The organism is Bacillus sp. SH7-1 (assembly GCF_008042405.1).
GTDB lineage: Bacteria > Bacillota > Bacilli > Bacillales > Bacillaceae_G > Bacillus_A > Bacillus_A thuringiensis_N.
Window position 1 is genome coordinate 25,045 of record NZ_QNUD01000020.1, and the last position, 19,228, is coordinate 44,272.

Consider the following 19,228-nt stretch of genomic DNA (forward strand, 5'->3'; position numbering starts at 1 on the left):
CAGATAATTTGAATGGGGGTAATAATAAGATGGAACACGAACAACATCATAGTTCAGTAAATGACGTTCTACATCATTATAAAGAAGGAATCGGTAGTTTTACAAACCAAATTCCTGAAATTGCTGAAACATATAATGCATTCACGCAAGCTTGTTTTCAAGAGGGTTCATTAACAAAAAGAGAAAAACAACTTATTGCATTAGGAATTAGTCTAGCAACGCAAGATGAATATTGTACCATTTATCATACAAAAGGTTGTCTTGATCACGGGTGTTCAGATAAAGAGATTCTGGAAGCATGTGGGGTATCAGCGGCATTTGCTGGTGGAGCTGCCATGAGTCAAGCGGTAACTTTAGTACAAGAGTGTTTAAGTGAACTGAAAAATCAAAAGCATTGAATAGAAAAAAACGTTTTAAACTTTATGTTTAAAACGTTTTTTTACGTGAGATTAAATTTGAGTATAAAAATTATCTGGTATGTGATGTAATAAAGTAAGAATTTTAAATTTAGTGGGAATGAGAAATCACAACTATTTATTTAGTTTTAAGATTTTCTAAAAAGTTTCAATTGTTTCATATAATCAATAGCTTTTGTTTTGTTCTTTTGTTTACATACATATTTGAATTCATTCTTATCTCGCTAATAACTATTCATTATTTCTTCTGTAAGTATTCCATCGGAAATAGCTTTTTTAATTGCACAATGTGTTTCATTTGTATGAGAGTAGTTAGAGAATTTACATTTCTTGGATATCGCCTCTATATCTTCATATCCAAGATCAAAGTCGTCCTTATGATTTATTAAGTCAAATCCTATTTTGCTAATGATTAATCCCTCCATCATTCATGCATTCTAAAAGTATGTTCTATCTAAATATATATTTCCTTTTAGTATTCTGTTATTCCTTCTTTAAAACTTGGTACAATGAAACAAAAGGGGGATTAATAATGCAAAATTTAGTAATTGAAGAGATTAAGCAAATAAAAGGTGATGTGGAAGAGTTTTCTAACCTTTTGAAAACGGTTGTAGATAATGGAGCGTCAATTGGTTTTTTACCTCCACTGGAACAAAAAGAATCAATAAAGTATTGGCAAACTGTTTTAGCGCCAGAAGTGAAATTATATGTCGCTAAAATAAACAATGAATTGGCAGGGAGTATTCAATTACATTTAGTTACAAAGCCTAACGGAATTCATAGAGCCGAGATTTGTAAGTTAATGACTCACCCGAGCTTTAGACGTAATGGTATTGGGCGTTTACTTATGCAAAAAGCAGAAGAACGAGCGAAGCAAGAAAATAGATCTCTTTTAGTACTAGATACGAGAGAAGGAGATTCTTCCAACAGATTGTATAAATCATTAGACTATCAAGAAGTTGGAAAAATACCAGAATACGCAATATCTCCAAATGGTAATTTAGATGCCACAGTTATTTATTATAAATTTTTATAAGTGATGTTTAAAAAGCTATCATGCTTAAAATAATAAACTTCGATTTTTAACACCTGCTATATTTCTCTAGCGGTGTTATTTGAATTTGTTTAGTGTACGAATTGAATTTGAGAAAGTTTTTAGAGGGTTCTTTTAGTAATGTTCCTCGGCTTATAATGGATGTAGAGAAGATGACTAGGCAACTATAGTTATTTTCGCTTTATTATGGGAAAGGGGATGACGAGATGAAAACGAAAGATTTACAGAAGGTGAAGAAAGTTATATTAAGTGGTGGCATATTACTTACGGGATTGTTAACTTTCGGTTTTTCAGAAAAGGCTTCAGCTCATGGATATGTTGAATCACCAGCGAGCCGTTCTTATTTATGTAAGCAAGGGGTAAATGTAAATTGCGGTCCGATTCAATATGAGCCGCAAAGTGTAGAAGGAATAGGTGGATTCCCGCAATTAGGACCTTCTGATGGACAAATCGCAGGAGCTGGTCATTTCCCTGCTTTAGATGTCCAGACTGTAGATAGGTGGAAGAAAGTTACGTTAAATGGCGGGACGAATACATTCAAGTGGAAACTAACGGCTCCTCATAGTACGAAAGAGTGGAAATATTATATTACGAAGAAAGATTGGAATCCAAACAAGCCTTTAACGAGGTCTGATTTAGATTTAGTGCCTTTCTATGTGAAAAATGATGGAGGAGCTAGACCTGGAACTTCCGTAACACATGAAGCAAATGTGCCTACTGATAGAAATGGATATCACCTTATTTTAGCTGTGTGGGAAATTGCAGACACTGGAAATGCGTTTTATCAAGTTATAGATGTAAACCTTGTAAATAACGGTTTACCATCAAATAACGTGCTAAATCATGTAGTGCAAGTTCCTACATTATTTTAAATAAAGTATACATTTCGATCATCTAATTCATTTTAGATGATCTTTTTTATGAAAAACAATGAAAAATATAGAAGAAAGTGCAATTATTTATAAAAAAATATGCTTTAAATATTGTCATATTTGCTTCTTTAAGATATCCTTTTCATGAAGAGGTGGAAAACATGGAAAAAGTACTAGTTTTCGGGCATAAAAACCCAGATACAGATGCAATTTGTTCTGCAATTGCTTATGCAGAATTGAAAAAAGAATTAGGAATGAATGCTGAGCCTGTACGTTTAGGCGAAATCAGCGGTGAAACTCAATTTGCGTTAGACTATTTTAAAGTAGAAGGACCGCGTTTTGTTGAGACAGTAGCAAGCGAAGTGGACAACGTTATTTTAGTTGACCATAACGAGCGTCAACAAAGTGCTAACGATATCGAATCAGTTCGTGTGTTAGAAGTTATTGACCATCACCGTATTGCTAACTTTGAAACAAGCGATCCTATTTACTACCGTTGTGAGCCAGTTGGTTGTACAGCTACAATCTTAAACAAAATGTACAAAGAAAACGGCGTTACAATTCGTAAAGAAGTTGCAGGTTTAATGTTATCTGCAATCATTTCAGATTCTTTACTATTCAAATCTCCAACTTGCACAGAGCAAGACGTAGTAGCAGCTCGTGAATTAGCGGAAATCGCTGGTGTAGATGCTGATAGCTACGGCTTAGAAATGTTAAAAGCTGGTGCTGACTTAAGCGGAAAAACAATGGAGCAATTAATCTCTCTTGACGCTAAAGAATTCCAAATGGGTAATGCGAAAGTTGAAATCGCACAAGTAAACGCTGTTGATACAAACGACGTTCTTGTACACCAAGCGGAACTTGAAAAAGTTATCTCGGCAGTAGTAGAAGAAAAAGGTTTAGACCTATTCTTATTCGTTGTAACTGATATCTTAACTAACGATTCTGTCGGTCTTGCGATCGGTAAAGCAGCAAACGTTGTTGAGAAAGCATACAACGTAACATTAGAAAACAACACAGCTACTTTAAAAAGTGTTGTATCTCGTAAAAAACAAATCGTACCAGTATTAACAGAAGCATTCCAAGCTTAATTCTATTGCGTACAGATAAACAGCAAGGACAAGTAGTCAGATTGGCTACTTGTCTTTTTCTATCTCCGAAAAACAGAAAATTTAAATTTTAAAATAGGAGGATTGTGTATGTTTAATGATTTGGAAAGTAAATTACAGTCACTTTTAGAGCGAAATATTACTTCTGTTTTAGAATTAGAAAGTTGGCTTTTCGATGAACTGTGTGTAAATGCTGAAATAGAAGAGGAGATAACAAGTAGTTTAATCGCCACGTATAGAGATACAAATGACAGAAATAAACGTAATTTACATATGTATAATCAAAATACAATTCAACCACTATTAAAAAGATACATTGCAAAATTTGACCAGAAATTTAGAGAGTGTCAGTTTTCCGATTTATTAGATGAGCAAAAATATGGATTTATGAAAAAGGTAAGATTGGCAAAAAGTAAAACGTTTAATGAAAAAAACATTGCTCTTTCTATTAAAGAGCAAGAGCTTATTACGAAATATAGAGAAATAATGTCTAACATACCAATTAATTGGGAAGGCGAGCAAAAGACGTATGCATACGTAAAAGCAAAGCTAGATAACCCTAATAGAGCTATTCGTAAAAAAGCTTGGTACGCTTTATTTGCAGCAAGAAGTGCGGTGAAAATGGAAATAGATTGTATTATGAATGAGCTCGTACAATTACGGAATGAGATAGCTTTAAATGCAGGATTACATAATTATAGTGAATATGCTTTTGAACAAAAAAACAGAGATTACAGTATTGAAGAGTGCTATAAGCTCCATGAATCTATAGAAAAGTATGTTGTACCAATTTGGAAACAGTTAGGGAATATTTCTAAAAAGAATCTCGATGTAAAAACGTATCGTCCTTGGGATATTACTCCATGTAATTTACCAAAAAAACTATTTCAAAATGCCATTGATTTATTGGGTGGGGTGGAAGAAATATTTCGGAAGACAGATTTATATTTTTATGAGGAATTTATCCATATACGAAAAGCGGGATTAATTGATGTAGAAGAACGTGAAAATAAAGCATCAGGAGCTGCTTGTTTTACCTTGCCTCATAGTAAAGAGGTTTTTGTGTATTCTAATTTTAGTCCATCATTTTATGCAATTAATGCACTCATACATGAAGTGGGACATGCATTTCATTTTTATAACCAATTTAACAATAAAAGTAGTATGCAGGAAAGATATCTTCGTGAAGAGGTGGCTGAGCTTTATTCCCTTGGTCTTGAGTTACTAGTAATGGATAAGCTGAATATCTTTTATAAGCAAGAGGATGAATATAAAGAAGTGCAGCGAGTACAATTATATCGCGCTTTGTCTTTGTTAATGTCGTCAGTTGCAGGAGATGTATTCCAGCACTGGCTCTATTCGAATCCAAACCATACACCAAAAGAACGTGATAAGAAATATGCTGAAATATGCAAAAGGTATCAATATTCATCAGTCGATATTACGGGATTAGAGAATGAAATCGGTGCAAGCTGGTTAGAGTCATTTCACTATGTTCAGTTTCCTTTTTATCAAATTGAATACGCAATTGCACAAATAGGAGCAATGCAATTGTTTCAAATTTATCGAGAGGACCCAGAAAAAGCGATTGCTTTCTTTAAAGAGGGAGCGAGTGCAAATTGGAACCTACCTATACAAGAAATATATGAAAAAACCGGTGTCTCGTTTGACTTTTCAGAAGAAAGGATAGAAAGTACTGCAATGATTATTTTGGATTTGCTTAGCGAATTAAAATAAGGATAGCGTTCGCTATCCTTATAACTGTTTATTCGTAGATTTTTTCTTGTTTATATAAAGTGTAATAATAGCAGCAATGAGGAAAATAGGTATAGCATACGCTTGCCCAACAAACAACTTCCAGCCAACATGATTATAGCCTTCAGACGCTGGAGCAATCATAGCGATTATGCAAACAATAATATAGAGTACTAGTGCAGGGGTTATATTTTTCATTTGTTCACCTCCTTTTCAGAAAATCATCACATATACATTTACATAATACATTATAGTTTGAGATAACATATATGTTTTTCTAATATTTATGTAAATAAAAGGGTTGTTTTTAAGTGGAATAGAATAGGTGTATGTAGAATGATATAGGGGTGTTACATATAATGAACAATATATTAAATCGAATAAAGAAAGATGTAAGTATAGAATTATTGAATACGCTATGGTCTGGTTTTAATGGGGCTGCATTTGCATTATATAATGATGAAAATGTGTATGTATTTCATCATCCATTATTTTTGAAAGATGATAATGAATATACTATTTTAAAATGGGATGAACAATTTAAAGGTGATACATGTATTTTATTCAAAGATTATCCAACTGCAATCGTAAATATGAATAGGTATAAAGACTATGAAAGTTTACTTACGATTGTGGTGCATGAACTTTTTCATTGCTATCAATATTTGAATAAAGAAAGTAGATTTCCAAATGAGTCTTTAGGATTTCAATATCCTATAATAGAAGAAAACATAGAATTACGAAATAAAGAACGAATTTGTTTATATGATGCTGTTCATTGTAAATCACAAGCTGAGAAAAATAATTATATTAAACAATTTATTGAACTAAGAGAGCAAAGAGCTAGATTTATGAGAGAAGAGTTTATAACATATGAGTATATGGTTGAAAGTATAGAGGGGCCTGCTTGGTATGTTGAAATGAATGCTTACAATGCAGTATGTAAAAATGATGAAAGCGACACATTACGAAAATATAGCGGACTTATTTTAGATGCATATGATGCTAATTATAACATTAGAAAGAGCTGCTATAGCTCAGGAATGCTTTTATGTTTATTATTAGATGAAATCCTCCCTGAATGGAAAACGAGCTTCTTTAATAGTGACAAATCGTTATATGCTTTTTTAAAACAAAATATATATTTTGTTTTAAGTTTAAATAATGAAATTACAGTTAGTGAAAAAACGAAGCAAATCCTTCATTTTGTTCAAAACGAAAGAGATAAGGATTTCAACCATTTTTATGAGGAGAAAGGGTATCATTTGTATATTATAGGCAATATAAAATTAAATTCGTTTAATCCAATGAATGTAATTTTAAATGGAAATAAAGCATTACATAAAACTTTTTTAAGTGTAAGTATACATAATAAAACATATATGATAAATCAACCTGTTTTAGCATCTTTTGAAGAAGATTTTAAAAATATGACACAAGTTCATATCATAATGAACGAAAAACCGATAGAAACAAAGAGTGGTTGGAACGTAGTGGGGATTGGAGATATAGAAGCTGAGTATGAAGAAGTAGAGAATTCTCTATTTTTATATTTAAAAAGTTAGAAATGAGGTAAGAAAAAACGATGAAAAGGTTATGCATAATTCCATGCGGAAAGAAGAAAATTTGGGATAAGTATCCTGATTACGGACCGATGGAGGCAAAAGATGTATATATTAGCCCATTCGGAAAAGCATGTCAGGCATATGCAACTATGTTTTTCGAGGATTGGGTTATATTATCGGCGAAGCATGGATTTTTAAGGCCAAATGATATTGTACTAGAAAACTATGATCTTGCGTTTGATTCAAAGAGTGATGAGATTATTAGTATGGAACAATTAAAACAACAGATGATTGAAAAGGACTTGCTTCCGTTTGATGAAATCGTTTTACTTGCAGGAAAGAAGCACAAGAAAGTAGTGACACAATTATATCCAGAAGAAATCATTACGTATCCGTTAGCTGGGTGTAAAGGGATTGGGTATATGTTGCAGAGGTTAAAAGGGGCTGTAGGGGAAGGGAGGGAGCTATAGCCGAATTTTTGTTTGAGCCTTTCAGTTTTTATATATTGTGTGAGAGAAAAAAGCCCAAATATTGGGCTTTTTTCTTTGTAGTAGTCCCTTTAAATAGATATGGAAGGACTATCAGAAAAGTATAATATTTAAACTGTATTTATAAAAACTAGAATATAGACTAGCAAACAAGCATTTTTATACTTTTAAACATAGAATATGATGAATTCTAATTAGGAGGATGCATATTCATGGGGAATCATTGTAATTGTAGGCGTTCATTTTGGGACGATTTAATGTTTGGAAGGTGTAGATGTAGGAATTGTCACGAATGTCATTGCAAAGAGAAACAGAAGTGCGATTGTGAAGAGTGTTGCTGCAAGGAGAAACCGAAATGTGATTGTGAAAAATGTCATTGTAAAGAGAAACCGAAATGTCATTGTAAACATGAAGGGTATTAATAATAAAAAGAGTACGTTAAGTACTCTTTAATTTTATAAGGTTATATTCCATCTTCAACAGATTTTTTTACAATTTTCCATTTATCCTGTTTTTTAATCTTTATAGCTACATTAGTTCCAGTAGACTCCTTATAAAAAATATACCCATTGTTTGCGTTCACATATGTCAATGGTTCACCTATGCAATCTCGTGAACAAGATGTATTGATAATCTCAATTAAGGATAGTTCGCTCGGATCTGTCCTACTTGCATCTATAATCGTATCAAGGTCTGTTTTACGATAACCTTGTAAGTTTACTTGGAAATTTTGTTCGATTTCTCCTGTAATGCTAGTATTCATTACTTCAACTGAATTTTTCTTTTCTTGAAGAAATCCATTTTCATAAAGTAATTTTGTATATCCAACCCATGCGATTAAAACTAGCATGATAAACATACTACATATTTTAAGTGTTCGAAGGCGTTTACTAACTATTGTTTCTGAGTATTTCATTCCGTTTAATCCTCCAATGTTTTTAATTTAAAGTATGCTTGGATACATATATTTAGAAGAGGGTGATAGGTAACTAGTTCTGGATTCCAAAAAAGAAAGCATCTGAAGTTAGATGCTTTCTTTTTTAGTGTTTTTCACTATCTGTTCGTTACTTGTTTCATAAGTGGCCTAATTTCTTTAACCGGTGGTTTTTTATCGTAGGCATCAACGTAAGAAAAGTAATAATTTAAGTTTCTAAGAAGTCCTTTTCCTATTTTAGCGCTTAAGAATGGAAATACTTGTCCAGTATAATCGTCGAGAGATTTACAGTAGTATTTTTCATCTAAATATATACTGTATTTACATGTTAGTTCTACTAGTGCATTCCCTTCATCATCAATTACTTCCTTAGAATCAATAATGTCTATTAATGCGAATTTTTCATTTAGATAAACTTTCTTCTTTTTCTCGTGTTTATTTGTAAGGATAAATACGAGACCAATGGCGTTAATCAAACTATTTCCTCCTATAAGAAACGGATATTAATAAAATATATCGATATAAGCTAAATGTAAAGAGCGGGGGCGAAATATCATTGATAGAAAGCTCAATAAGCCGATTTGTTTTTTCGAATCGGCTTATTGTTATTGGAATACTTGCGGGAATTGCTTTACGATTGCGTTTGTTATCATGTCGGACATTTCCAAAGCTTCTTTTTCAATTTTATCGTACAGTTTTACGCCTGCTTCATAATCTTTATTTAGGAATGCCAGTGCTTCTGCCTTAGTTAGTGCTAAATGTTCATAAAACATTTTTCTAAATTCTTCTTTATCTATATATGGGTTGATGCTAGTAAGAAACGCCACAATTTCATCACCGTTAGCGTACCATTTTTTCTCTATAGCGGTAGCTGCATTTTGATCACCAGCTTTTGCGGCTTTAACAAGATCCGCTGCAATTACTAAGTGTTCTTTAATTAGTGCACTATATTTGTTTACAGCATCCTCACCATAGAATGGTTCGAGTGATAGTCCCATATGTGTTGCATTTTGAAGAAGCCGTCCAACTGTAACGTTTATGTCTGGTAAATTGAAAACAATACTTATAATAGCTAATCTCGTCCAAGCGACGTGTTGTTCCCATAAAGAACGCATATAACCTTTTAGAAAGTTCTCGTTTTTACTAATTCGGAAATTACGTACAGATACATCAAAGTTTACATAAGGATTATGATAGGGGGAGTAATACGACTGCCAATATGAATACATAAATAGTAACACTCCTTTGAACATGTATAACTCAAAGTATGATAAAGGTTTATTTTTAGTTACGTGTCCTAGATTAATTTTAGAAATTGATATGGAGAAATTTAATGAATGTTGTTGTGGTATATATAAATAAATTGAATGTAAAGTAAAAGAGGCTCTGCAAGGGAAGTTGCAGAGCCTCAAAAGGGTATTGCCGAGATGTCGGACTCGACTACGTAATACTATCATAAAATTCTATTTAAAAAACCTGGTAAATGTGTCCAAATGAAATTGAGTCTTTAATAAAGTCAAAGGAACCTGCTTCCCGCGGCAGGTCCCTTTAACTAGATAATGTCGATGAGCAAAAACTCATCTGGAGTACCTTTATAGTAACAAGTGAATTTCGTTTTGTGTATTGAGAAAAAAGAATTAGATATTTAAATGTTAAGCATTTATATTTTACCTTTTGTAATTATCACCATTTGTAGTGAGTGGATTATGGTTATAAAATGGTGATAAGATTTATAATTACATCTAAAAGTGTTATGAAATATGTAAAAATTAAAAAAGACCCACTTATAAAAGCAGGTCAACTTAAGGGGTTTATCCAACAGAATATTTCATATAATACCAACTGTATTGCAGTAAGTCTATACGGTTTATATTGAGAAAATTATTATGAATGATCTATTTCGCACGTGTATTAACGTTTAAAAAGTTGAGAAAGAAAATGAAAAAGCTTTCTATAAGAAAATAATGGTTGGTACTTATAGTATGATTCATATTTCCACGCTTCATTATTTGAGAATTGGAGTTGGTTCGATACCGTTTTCTGTTTGATGGAACTAATATTACGGTGCTTCATATAGTAACCTCCTGAATTCATATGTATAAGATTAGTAGTATTCAAGGAGAATTAATAAAATGTGTATTTATTTTGAAATACGTTATAATTGCTAATCATTCTCAAAAACGTAAAGAAGCATAAAATAATGAAAAAGCAGGCTGTTAGTCATGTATTCATCACTTTCATGATGCATAAGAGATGATATAATAGGAGTAGATGAAAGATAAAGAAAAGCAGGTGACTCTTTTTTGTTTACAAAAGCACAAGAACTTTTAGCGTCTTATTTCGGTTATTCGTCATTCCGAAGAGGACAAGATGAAACAATTAAAAATGTATTAGATGGGAAAGATACTGTCTGTATTATGCCTACAGGTGGTGGTAAGTCAATTTGTTATCAAATTCCCGCATTAGTATTTGAAGGAACAACGTTAGTTATATCGCCTTTAATATCACTTATGAAAGACCAAGTAGATACATTAGTACAAAACGGTATTTCAGCTACCTATATTAATAGTTCTATTTCGATTGCAGAAGCGAATCAACGAATTCAATTAGCGAAACAAGGCCATTATAAGTTACTTTATGTAGCGCCTGAGCGACTTGATTCAATGGAGTTTGTTGACCAACTTATTGATATGAAAATCCCGATGATTGCCATTGATGAGGCGCACTGTATTTCGCAGTGGGGACATGATTTCCGTCCAAGTTATTTACATATACATCGCATATTAGATTATCTTCCAGAAAAGCCGCTCGTATTAGCATTAACTGCTACGGCAACACCACAAGTTCGTGATGATATTTGCAACACGCTTGGAATTAATCAAGAAAACACGATTATGACAACGTTTGAGCGTGAGAACTTATCATTTTCTGTTATTAAAGGACAAGATCGTAATGCATATTTAGCGGATTATATTCGTCAAAATCAAAAGGAATCTGGAATTATATATGCAGCTACTAGAAAAGTAGTTGATCAGTTGTATGAGGATTTAATGAAAGCGGGAGTTTCTGTATCAAAATATCATGCCGGTATGAGTGATGGCGATCGAAATGAGCAGCAAGAACTCTTTTTACGTGATGAAGTGAGTGTAATGGTAGCGACATCTGCATTCGGGATGGGGATTGATAAATCGAATATTCGTTACGTTATCCATTATCAGCTGCCAAAAAATATGGAAAGTTATTACCAAGAAGCAGGACGTGCTGGCCGTGACGGATTAGATAGTGCATGTATATTGCTATATTCTTCTCAAGATGTGCAAGTACAGCGCTTTTTAATTGATCAATCGACCGGAGAATCTCGTTTTTCAAATGAACTTGAAAAACTGCAAAATATGACTGACTACTGTCATACAGAACAATGTTTACAATCATTTATTTTGCAATACTTCGGAGAAAAACCGAAAGAAGATTGTGGCCGCTGTGGTAATTGTACAGACGACCGCGAAAGTATCGATGTGACGAGAGAATCACAAATGGTTCTATCTTGTATGATTAGGACGAATCAACGATTTGGTAAACAAATGATTGCACAAGTACTAACTGGATCTAAAAATAAGAAAGTCATTGAATTTAATTTTCATACTTTGCCAACTTACGGGCTTTTATCAAATCGTAGTGTAAAAGAAGTGAGTGAATTTATTGAGTTTTTAATTTCAGACGAGCTAATCGCAGTTGAACATGGTACTTACCCGACACTAAAAGTAACGGGAAAAGGGAAAGAAGTGTTACTAGGTAAAGAGAATGTTTTACGTAAAGAACGAGTAGAGACAAGACAAATCGTTCAAGACCATCCTTTATTTGAAGTGCTTCGTGAAGTACGTAAAGAAATTGCGCAAGGAGAAGGTGTACCGCCATTCGTTATTTTCTCTGACCAAACGTTGAAAGATATGTGCGCAAAAATGCCGCAAAGTGACTCTGAACTTTTAACTGTGAAAGGGATTGGTGAACATAAACTTGTGAAGTATGGTTCGCACTTCTTACAAGCAGTTCAGCACTTTATTGATGAAAACCCAAACTATGCTGAAACTATTAAAACAGAAGTGGTGTCAGAGCGGAAGAAGTCAGGGAAAGCTTCAGCAAATTCTCATTTGGAAACGTATGAAATGTATAAACAAGGCATTGATCTAGATGAAATTGCGAAAGAACGTGGATTATCAAGACAAACGATTGAAAATCATTTAATTCGTTGTTTTGAAGATGGAATGGAAGTAGACTGGAACAGTTTTGTTCCTGCAGAATATGAACAACTGATTGAAACTGCTGTGAAAAATGCTGATGGTGGTTTGAAATCTATAAAGGAACAACTTCCGAATGAAGTGAGTTACTTTATGATTCGTGCTTATTTACAAATTAGAAAGTAGTGACATGTAAAGGGGATAGGGATTAATGCATTACGTTTTTGTGTATGGCACGTTAAGAAAAGAGCAAACGAATGCTCATTATATGCAAGGTGCAATATGCATTGCAGACAAAGCATGGACGTATGGGAAATTATTTGATACAAACGAAGGGTATCCAGCCATGACTTATTCGAGTGAAGAAAAGGTCTATGGTGAAGTTTATGAAGTAAATGATGAGATATTGCATAAGTTAGATGAACTAGAAGAATATACAGGTAATGCGGAGACTGATTTATATGATCGAATCACGCAAACAATATATGATGCTGATAGGGAAATAGAGGCATATGTGTATATCGCTCAAGATAAAAAGATGATATTGAAAGTGATTGATTCTGGAGATTGGGTGGAGTATCAAAAAGAAAAATAAGAGTAGCTAAAGAGTAGATAGTGGAATAATCCATTATCTACTTTTTTATATTTACACTTTTAAATTTCTTATTTTTTTGATAAATTGTAAATATAGGGAAATGAAAAGGGGGATTTTTCATGGGTGTCAGAAATTTAGTTTCTCCACTGTAGTAGAAAAATAACGTACAGGAGGAGAATAATAATGAACGAATTAAATGTAAAAGAATTTTATAAAAAACAATTTGAATTACTAAGCCATGATATAAATAATGAAAATTGGTTACAGGAAGTTGCTGAAGAAATTCAAGAGCAAGTGGGATATCCATTTCAGACGATGTTAGAACTAGGTGCTGGAAATGGCGGGTTTGCAAGAGCGATGTCTAATTTGGATGTAAAAATGACTACGGTTGAGCTTGTACCAGAGTTAGTTATATTTGCTAAAGAACATTCTACTAGTGATATAGATATTCATTGCGCTGATTTTTATAAAATTAACTTTGAAGAAAAGTTTGATGTTGTTAGTTATTTAGACGGATTTGGTGTAGGAACTGATGAAGAACAATTGGTTTTACTAAAACGAATCCATAATTGGTTGAAAGATGATGGGTGTGCACTTATTGATATTTATCAACCATTATATTGGGAAAAAGCAAATGGACAAGAAATGCCGATTTATTCTGCAATGCGAAAATATGAATATGATAGTGAAAATAGTAGGATGCTGGATCACTGGTGGGAAACAGATTCTTCAAATGATATCGTGACACAATCTTTACGTTGCTATACGATAGATGAGATTAGTAATTTATGTGCAGAGGCTCATTTCAGTATAGTTGGAATTTTCCCAGGAGGAGCGTATGACTTTGAACAGGGAAAATATAAAGAGCAAGCGTCTTTAAATGAATGTTTATCATATCGAATAAAAGTAAAAAAGAGTAGGGATTAACTCCTTACTCTTTTTTTGCTTTTATATTGTGAATAATTGATTGTCTTTCGTGTTTAATTTCCGTTCCTTTTTTATTCTTATGGTTCTTAGTACAATCCCAATTCCAAGAAATACAATAGTAGCAACGACTCCGCTAATAGGGTTTAACCAAAAATCACTGCCGTTGGTAAGTGTAATAATCCCTGTTATTGTAACTAAAACAGTAGGAATGGCGTCTTCAATTGCATGCATGATAACGCATGGCCATACTGACTTTGTAAGTCTATATATTTCAACATACATAATAGACCAAGAAACCATAAGTATGCAGCCGGATAAAAGCATATGTAACCTTGAAATAGATTCGAAATATTCATTTGGTAAAAAAACTAAATAATAAGCGGCATGCCAAAGAGCCCAAACTAAACCAGAAATAATATAAATAAACCAATCGTTTAACTTTAGTTCAATGAGCTTTGGAGTTAAATAACCGCGCCAAGAAAACTCTTCAAAAATGTTTTTAATAAAGTTACCTATAATAGACATGAATATAAGTGAAAATAAAGAGGACATCTCAAAACTAGATATGTTAGCTACTCCAAACGTAAGTGCTATGCTTATCGTTATTACTGTAACGAAAGGATAAATTAGTAGTGCAATAAAATACCATTTAAAGTTTCCCTTCAAATTTAACTTGATACCAAAACCATTCCAATCTCGACCAATAATTCTAAGTAAAATACTTACGAGAAAGGGTAATATGAGCCATAATCCCATACCTAAAGAGTTTCCTTCAGGCTGATCCGTTAGAAGAGAATCTAGAAATACCCCAATCCAGCCACTTGCCAATACAATGAACAGAAAAATAAGTCAATGTAATTTAAGGGGTTTTCTTTTTGTAGCAGCCATTTTGAATAGACTCCTTTACTTTTATTTTTGTTTTTGTGATCTTGGTTATTTTATAAATGAAATAATAGATATCTAGAAAAGAAGCTGGAGAGTATGTAAAGGGAACTTAGTTAGATAGTATAAAGTCCTTTTAATCAATAGAAAATAGCAGCTTTTGTATAAATCACTTTATTATATGTGTAGTTGTATGATTTAGATGTTATATATTCTTATCATGTAAAAATATCATTTGAATTTCAATATTAGAAAGGTGAAAAGTAAGTTTTTTCAGAAAAAACAAATTAAACCCTTGACTTTATAATTGGATTTTTAATACAATTATATTTCGACTGAAAAATTAGAACGGACAGGAGGGAATCATCAAATGAACAACATTTTTGAAGAAGAGTTACAAAAAATGAAAGATACATTACGTACGATGGATGATCAATTAGAACAGCTTGAAAAAATTCCAGTTTATTATGGCGATGATTTTAAAGAGCAAATTCTTGAAAGTATGAGGGAGTCTAATAGACAAAATTTACGTATTGGTGTACAAGAACCGTACTTTGGAAGATTAGATTTTCAAGAGGATGGCAAGGAAGAAGTTATGCCGATCTACATCGGTAAGGTAGGTGTTTCAGATAAAGATACGATGAAACCAATTGTAATTGATTGGCGGGCACCTGTCGCAAGTATGTTTTATTCATTTACTGGTGGAGAGGAATTAGCGTTTTATCAATCACCAGATGGATTAGTAGAAGGTGATGTTTATTTAAAGCGAAACATCTCTATTCGAAAAAGAGAATTAGAACGTGTTATTGATACATATGTAAAAGGAAATGAAGATGTCTCGCATGCCGATGATTTTCTTCTATATCGATTAGGTGAGAATAAAGATAATAAACTAAAGGATATTGTTTCGACGATACAATCGGAGCAAAATGATATTATTCGTGCGGAAAGAAACTTGCCATTACTTATTCAAGGGGTTGCAGGAAGCGGTAAAACAACGATCGCTTTACATCGCCTTGCTTTTTTAATTTATGAATATCGTGAACAATTAGAAGCTGAACGAATGATTGTTTTCGCTCCGAATAGTCTGTTTTTAGACTATATTTCGAGTGTACTTCCTGAATTGGGTGTAGGGAATATTAGTCAAACAACATTTCCGGACTGGGCATTATGTACGTTAGATGATTCGGTGAAACTGAAGCAGACAGAAGAAAAGTTGAAAGAAGCATTTTCTATTAATCGTGATGAAAGAAAGGTTATGCTTGGTAAATTGAAAGGTACGCTAGAATTTAAGTCCTTTATTGAAGAGCAAATGGTTCAATTTGAAAAAGAACTAGTACCAACAAGTAATTTTGAGGCATGGGATAAAGCTGTTATTCCAGTTGAAGATATAAAAAAATGGATGCAAGTTGAGTATAAACATTATCCATTAAAGAAAAGAAGAGAACGTTTAGTTGGCCGTATGAAACGCTGGATTGAAATTGAACTGAAAAAGTATGGAGAAACAAACGAGAAGAAATTATTAAAAAAAGAAGCGACAAAGAGATTGAACAGTTATATGAAGTTTTGGCCGAAAATGAGCTCACTTTCAATATATAGTTCAATATTGAAAAGTAAAGAAATACTCAAGGTATTACCTGAAGAACTTGTGAAAGAAACTGAAAAAAGTTGTCGTAAAAAAGAAGTGTATGTAGAAGATTTACCAGCTTTAATATACATACATCACCGCATAACAGGTATTGAAATTGGACAGAAATTCCATCACGTCGTTATTGATGAAGCGCAAGATTTTTCACCATTCCAAGTTTATGTATTAAAAGAAATTACATTAGGTAATTCTTTCACTATATTAGGTGATTTATCTCAAGCAATTTATGATTACCAAGGGATTGAAGATTGGAGTGCTTTTAAGGAAGTATTCCAAGAAACAGGCTATTATGAACTGACGAGAAGCTATCGTTCTACAAAAGAAATTATTGAATTTGCGAACGAAATAATTAAAAATGCCGAGATTCCAGTAGGGCTTGCAATGCCAGTTTTCCGTAGTGGTGAAGAAGTGAAAATAATTCATACAGAAGATCAATTCGCTGAAATTATGAAGACTTTACAGCATCTACAAAATGAAGATGTGAAAACAATTGCGGTGATCGGAAGAACAGATGATGAATGCCGTGAAATGTATGAGAAATTAACGAGCGCAGGACTGACTGTAAATGTTATTGAAGCAGATCAAAGCAAATATGAAGGTGGTATTTCGGTAGTACCTGTCTATTTAGCGAAAGGTTTAGAATTTGACGCTGTAATTCTAATCGATGTTGATGAGGAACATTACAAAAACACAAAACACGATGCAAAGTTACTATATGTCGGATGTACGAGATCACTTCATGATTTATGGATTTTCCATAGCAGGGAAGTATCTCCGTTAATTAAGAAATAAAAATTCAAGAGGCTTTTCTAGTTATGAATAGAAAAGCTTCTTATTTTATAAAAATATAGGGGACAAGATAATGATTACAAAAGTAATAACAAAAGTAATAACAAAAAGAAATTGGGAAATCGCAAAAACAACTGGAGAAATTAATGAAAAATCACTAATAGAAGAGGGATTTATACACTGTTCATCTTTAGAACAAGCTTTAAACGTTGCTCAAAAACATTTCGTTCATGAAGAAGATGTTTTATTACTTACAATTAATCCAGCTCTTGTAAAAGCAGAAACAAAATATGAACCTGCTTCTAACGGTCAAGAATATCCGCACGTATATGGAGTAATTAATGTTGATGCGATTGTAGATGTTGTTACATTACCTAAAGAAAACGGAGAGTTTATCTTACTATAGGTACAAAGATAAGAATGTTATAAACTTATAATTTAGCTAGAAAAGCACAAATCATATAGTTTGTGCTTTTTATTATCCATTTTTTAGTAAATGATTATTGTTTTTGTCACAATAATACTGTACGATACATAGTATAAAACATATACTGTATGACATATAGTAATGAAAATGAGGTGAATACATGGATGCTTTATTAAATTCATTAATTACTGAGCTAAGAAGAGGCACATTAACATTAGCAGTTTTAAGCCAATTAAGAATGCCGCAGTATGGATATTCACTTGTCCAATTATTGGAGCAATCAGGGATTACAATCGATCAAAGTACTTTATATCCACTACTTCGCCGGTTAGAAAAGCAAGAGCTAGTGACGAGTAGTTGGGATAAAACAGAGAGTAGACCGCGCAAGTACTATGTTTTAAGTGAATACGGATTAGAGATATTCCTGCAGTTGAAAAAGGAATGGATAAAGGATTCGAAAGAACTTTATAACTTATTAAAGGAGGAGGACAAGAATGAATTTGATTGATATTTATGTCGAGGAAGTAGCGAAGAGATTACCTGAAAAAAATCGTGAAGATATTATTCTTGAGCTACGGTCAACAATTGAGGATATGTTGTCGGATGATTATAATGAAGATGATGAAAAAAGAGTTCTTGAAAAATTGGGGAGTCCGGTTTCATTAGCTAATGGATATTTGGATAGACCGATGCATTTAATTGGACCACGTTATTTTGATGTATATATGACATTATTAAAAATGATCATTCCAATTGCAGTTGTTATCACACTCATTGCAATGGTTGCAGAAAATTTTTTAAGTTATACTGGTGATCAAGCAGTATTAAATGTTATTTTACAAGTAATAGGTAAAGGCATTGGAGAAATTTTTGAAGTAGCCCTCCATGTATTTTTCTGGTTAACACTTGTATTTGCTATTTTAGAAAGAACGGATAAAAACAAAGATACCGAGCCGTTGACGACAAGTTTAAAAAAGTGGACGCCAGATGATTTGAAAAACATTTCGCATATTCCGAAGAAAAAAGCAATCTCCAAGTTTGAAGTTTTTGGAGGGTTAATGTGGACGGCAATATGGGCTACACTTTATTTTTATGCGAATCATCTCGTTGGCGTATACAGTGGTACGGGAAGTGGATTGAAGTTTGTCGCGCCAACGTTTAATCAAGATGTGTTACTTCAGTATTGGCCAATCGTTGTGATGATAATTGTTTTTGAAATAGCTATATCTCTTTATAAGTTAGTACAGGGACAATGGACGAAAAGATTGGCAATCGGGAATACTATTCTCCAAATAGCTGGAACGATAGTATTCATTATAATTGTAGTAAATCCGCACATATTTACCGATGGATTTATTACGTTTGTGGCAAATGTATTCACTATTTCTCCGGAAGAACTTAAAAAGTGGCTAATTGGTGGAGGGATTCTCATTTACGTTTTATCTGCTGCATTAAACATTTATGATGGCTTTCGAAAAGCTAGTGTTCGTGTAACAAATAGGTAGTTGAAAAGAGAACGTATATGAAAGGAA

At 32.9% G+C, this 19,228-nt stretch carries 21 protein-coding genes and 1 pseudogene; 15 read left to right on the plus strand and 7 right to left on the minus strand.

The features are described from left to right. Positions 1-29 precede the first annotated feature (29 nt). Complete coding sequence (locus DN390_RS17675; protein WP_147807964.1) at positions 30-398, plus strand: carboxymuconolactone decarboxylase family protein; 369 nt, start codon at positions 30-32, stop codon at positions 396-398. A 146-nt stretch (positions 399-544) separates the two neighbouring features. Here DN390_RS17675 and DN390_RS17680 read toward each other — a convergent pair. Then, positions 545-841, minus strand: a pseudogene (locus DN390_RS17680) (hypothetical protein). A 107-nt stretch (positions 842-948) separates the two neighbouring features. Between DN390_RS17680 and DN390_RS17685 the strand changes: the two are divergent. The 4 genes from DN390_RS17685 (at position 949) to DN390_RS17705 (ending at position 5,188) form a co-directional block, all read left to right on the plus strand. Continuing rightward, positions 949-1,452: a GNAT family N-acetyltransferase gene (locus DN390_RS17685; RefSeq protein ID WP_147807965.1), complete on the plus strand. Its 504-nt coding sequence runs from the start codon at positions 949-951 to the stop codon at positions 1,450-1,452. Between the two features lie 224 nt (positions 1,453-1,676). Next, positions 1,677-2,342, plus strand: coding sequence for a lytic polysaccharide monooxygenase (locus DN390_RS17690; RefSeq protein WP_147807966.1), 666 nt, complete (start codon positions 1,677-1,679; stop codon positions 2,340-2,342). A gap of 161 nt (positions 2,343-2,503) precedes the next feature. After that, positions 2,504-3,433 carry a manganese-dependent inorganic pyrophosphatase gene (ppaC, locus tag DN390_RS17695; RefSeq protein ID WP_147807967.1) on the plus strand — a complete coding sequence of 310 codons (930 nt, stop codon included), beginning with the start codon at positions 2,504-2,506 and terminating at the stop codon, positions 3,431-3,433. 108 nt (positions 3,434-3,541) lie between these two features. Then, a complete protein-coding gene (locus tag DN390_RS17705) occupies positions 3,542-5,188 on the plus strand; it encodes a M3 family oligoendopeptidase (RefSeq protein ID WP_147807968.1) in 1,647 nt (548 codons plus the stop codon). 18 nt (positions 5,189-5,206) lie between these two features. Here the strand turns inward: DN390_RS17705 and DN390_RS17710 are convergent, their stop codons facing one another. Then, positions 5,207-5,404 carry a DUF4017 family protein gene (locus DN390_RS17710; protein ID WP_147807969.1) on the minus strand — a complete coding sequence of 66 codons (198 nt, stop codon included), beginning with the start codon at positions 5,402-5,404 and terminating at the stop codon, positions 5,207-5,209. 161 nt (positions 5,405-5,565) lie between these two features. On the opposite strand from DN390_RS17710, the gene DN390_RS17715 reads away from it, so the two are divergent. From DN390_RS17715 to DN390_RS17725, 3 genes are all read left to right on the plus strand, one after another. Then, a complete protein-coding gene (locus DN390_RS17715) occupies positions 5,566-6,771 on the plus strand; it encodes a peptide ABC transporter permease (RefSeq protein WP_147807970.1) in 1,206 nt (401 codons plus the stop codon). A 20-nt stretch (positions 6,772-6,791) separates the two neighbouring features. After that, positions 6,792-7,241 carry a DUF6884 domain-containing protein gene (locus DN390_RS17720; protein WP_147807971.1) on the plus strand — a complete coding sequence of 150 codons (450 nt, stop codon included), beginning with the start codon at positions 6,792-6,794 and terminating at the stop codon, positions 7,239-7,241. 279 nt (positions 7,242-7,520) lie between these two features. Then, positions 7,521-7,712 (plus strand): hypothetical protein, encoded by a 192-nt coding sequence (locus DN390_RS17725; protein WP_147807972.1) that lies wholly within the window; start codon positions 7,521-7,523, stop codon positions 7,710-7,712. Positions 7,713-7,722: 10 nt separating this feature from the next. On the opposite strand, the gene DN390_RS17730 is transcribed toward DN390_RS17725, so the two are convergent. The 4 genes from DN390_RS17730 to DN390_RS30985 all read right to left on the minus strand — a co-directional run bounded on the left by DN390_RS17730 (position 7,723) and on the right by DN390_RS30985 (position 10,266). Then, positions 7,723-8,175, minus strand: a complete 453-nt coding sequence (locus tag DN390_RS17730) for a hypothetical protein (protein ID WP_147807973.1) — start codon at positions 8,173-8,175, stop codon at positions 7,723-7,725. Between the two features lie 137 nt (positions 8,176-8,312). After that, complete coding sequence (locus DN390_RS17735; protein WP_147807974.1) at positions 8,313-8,669, minus strand: cytoplasmic protein; 357 nt, start codon at positions 8,667-8,669, stop codon at positions 8,313-8,315. A 129-nt stretch (positions 8,670-8,798) separates the two neighbouring features. Next, entirely contained in the window at positions 8,799-9,422 is a 624-nt protein-coding gene (locus DN390_RS17740) for an acetylglutamate kinase (protein ID WP_147807975.1), read from the minus strand. A gap of 682 nt (positions 9,423-10,104) precedes the next feature. Then, positions 10,105-10,266, minus strand: a complete 162-nt coding sequence (locus DN390_RS30985; protein ID WP_042514988.1) for a hypothetical protein — start codon at positions 10,264-10,266, stop codon at positions 10,105-10,107. Between the two features lie 230 nt (positions 10,267-10,496). Here DN390_RS30985 and recQ point away from each other — a divergent pair, with 230 nt between their 5' ends. The 3 genes from recQ (at position 10,497) to DN390_RS17755 (ending at position 13,950) form a co-directional block, all read left to right on the plus strand. Continuing rightward, a complete protein-coding gene (gene recQ, locus DN390_RS17745; protein ID WP_147807976.1) occupies positions 10,497-12,614 on the plus strand; it encodes a DNA helicase RecQ in 2,118 nt (705 codons plus the stop codon). Positions 12,615-12,639: 25 nt separating this feature from the next. Beyond that, positions 12,640-13,023 (plus strand): gamma-glutamylcyclotransferase family protein, encoded by a 384-nt coding sequence (locus DN390_RS17750; RefSeq protein WP_147807977.1) that lies wholly within the window; start codon positions 12,640-12,642, stop codon positions 13,021-13,023. A 183-nt stretch (positions 13,024-13,206) separates the two neighbouring features. Beyond that, complete coding sequence (locus tag DN390_RS17755) at positions 13,207-13,950, plus strand: class I SAM-dependent methyltransferase (RefSeq protein ID WP_147807978.1); 744 nt, start codon at positions 13,207-13,209, stop codon at positions 13,948-13,950. Positions 13,951-13,971: 21 nt separating this feature from the next. Here DN390_RS17755 and DN390_RS17760 read toward each other — a convergent pair whose 3' ends face one another. Next, positions 13,972-14,796 carry a CPBP family glutamic-type intramembrane protease gene (locus DN390_RS17760; RefSeq protein ID WP_255444044.1) on the minus strand — a complete coding sequence of 275 codons (825 nt, stop codon included), beginning with the start codon at positions 14,794-14,796 and terminating at the stop codon, positions 13,972-13,974. A 406-nt stretch (positions 14,797-15,202) separates the two neighbouring features. Here DN390_RS17760 and DN390_RS17765 point away from each other — a divergent pair, with 406 nt between their 5' ends. The 4 genes from DN390_RS17765 (at position 15,203) to DN390_RS17780 (ending at position 19,201) form a co-directional block, all read left to right on the plus strand. Then, positions 15,203-17,272 (plus strand): HelD family protein, encoded by a 2,070-nt coding sequence (locus DN390_RS17765; protein WP_147807979.1) that lies wholly within the window; start codon positions 15,203-15,205, stop codon positions 17,270-17,272. A 70-nt stretch (positions 17,273-17,342) separates the two neighbouring features. Further along, complete coding sequence (locus DN390_RS17770) at positions 17,343-17,675, plus strand: DUF952 domain-containing protein (protein ID WP_147807980.1); 333 nt, start codon at positions 17,343-17,345, stop codon at positions 17,673-17,675. A gap of 181 nt (positions 17,676-17,856) precedes the next feature. Then, a complete protein-coding gene (locus tag DN390_RS17775; protein ID WP_060631159.1) occupies positions 17,857-18,204 on the plus strand; it encodes a PadR family transcriptional regulator in 348 nt (115 codons plus the stop codon). Beyond that, positions 18,191-19,201: an HAAS signaling domain-containing protein gene (locus tag DN390_RS17780; RefSeq protein ID WP_147807981.1), complete on the plus strand. Its 1,011-nt coding sequence runs from the start codon at positions 18,191-18,193 to the stop codon at positions 19,199-19,201. The genes DN390_RS17775 and DN390_RS17780 overlap by 14 nt, the downstream gene beginning before the upstream one ends. Positions 19,202-19,228: the final 27 nt, after the last annotated feature.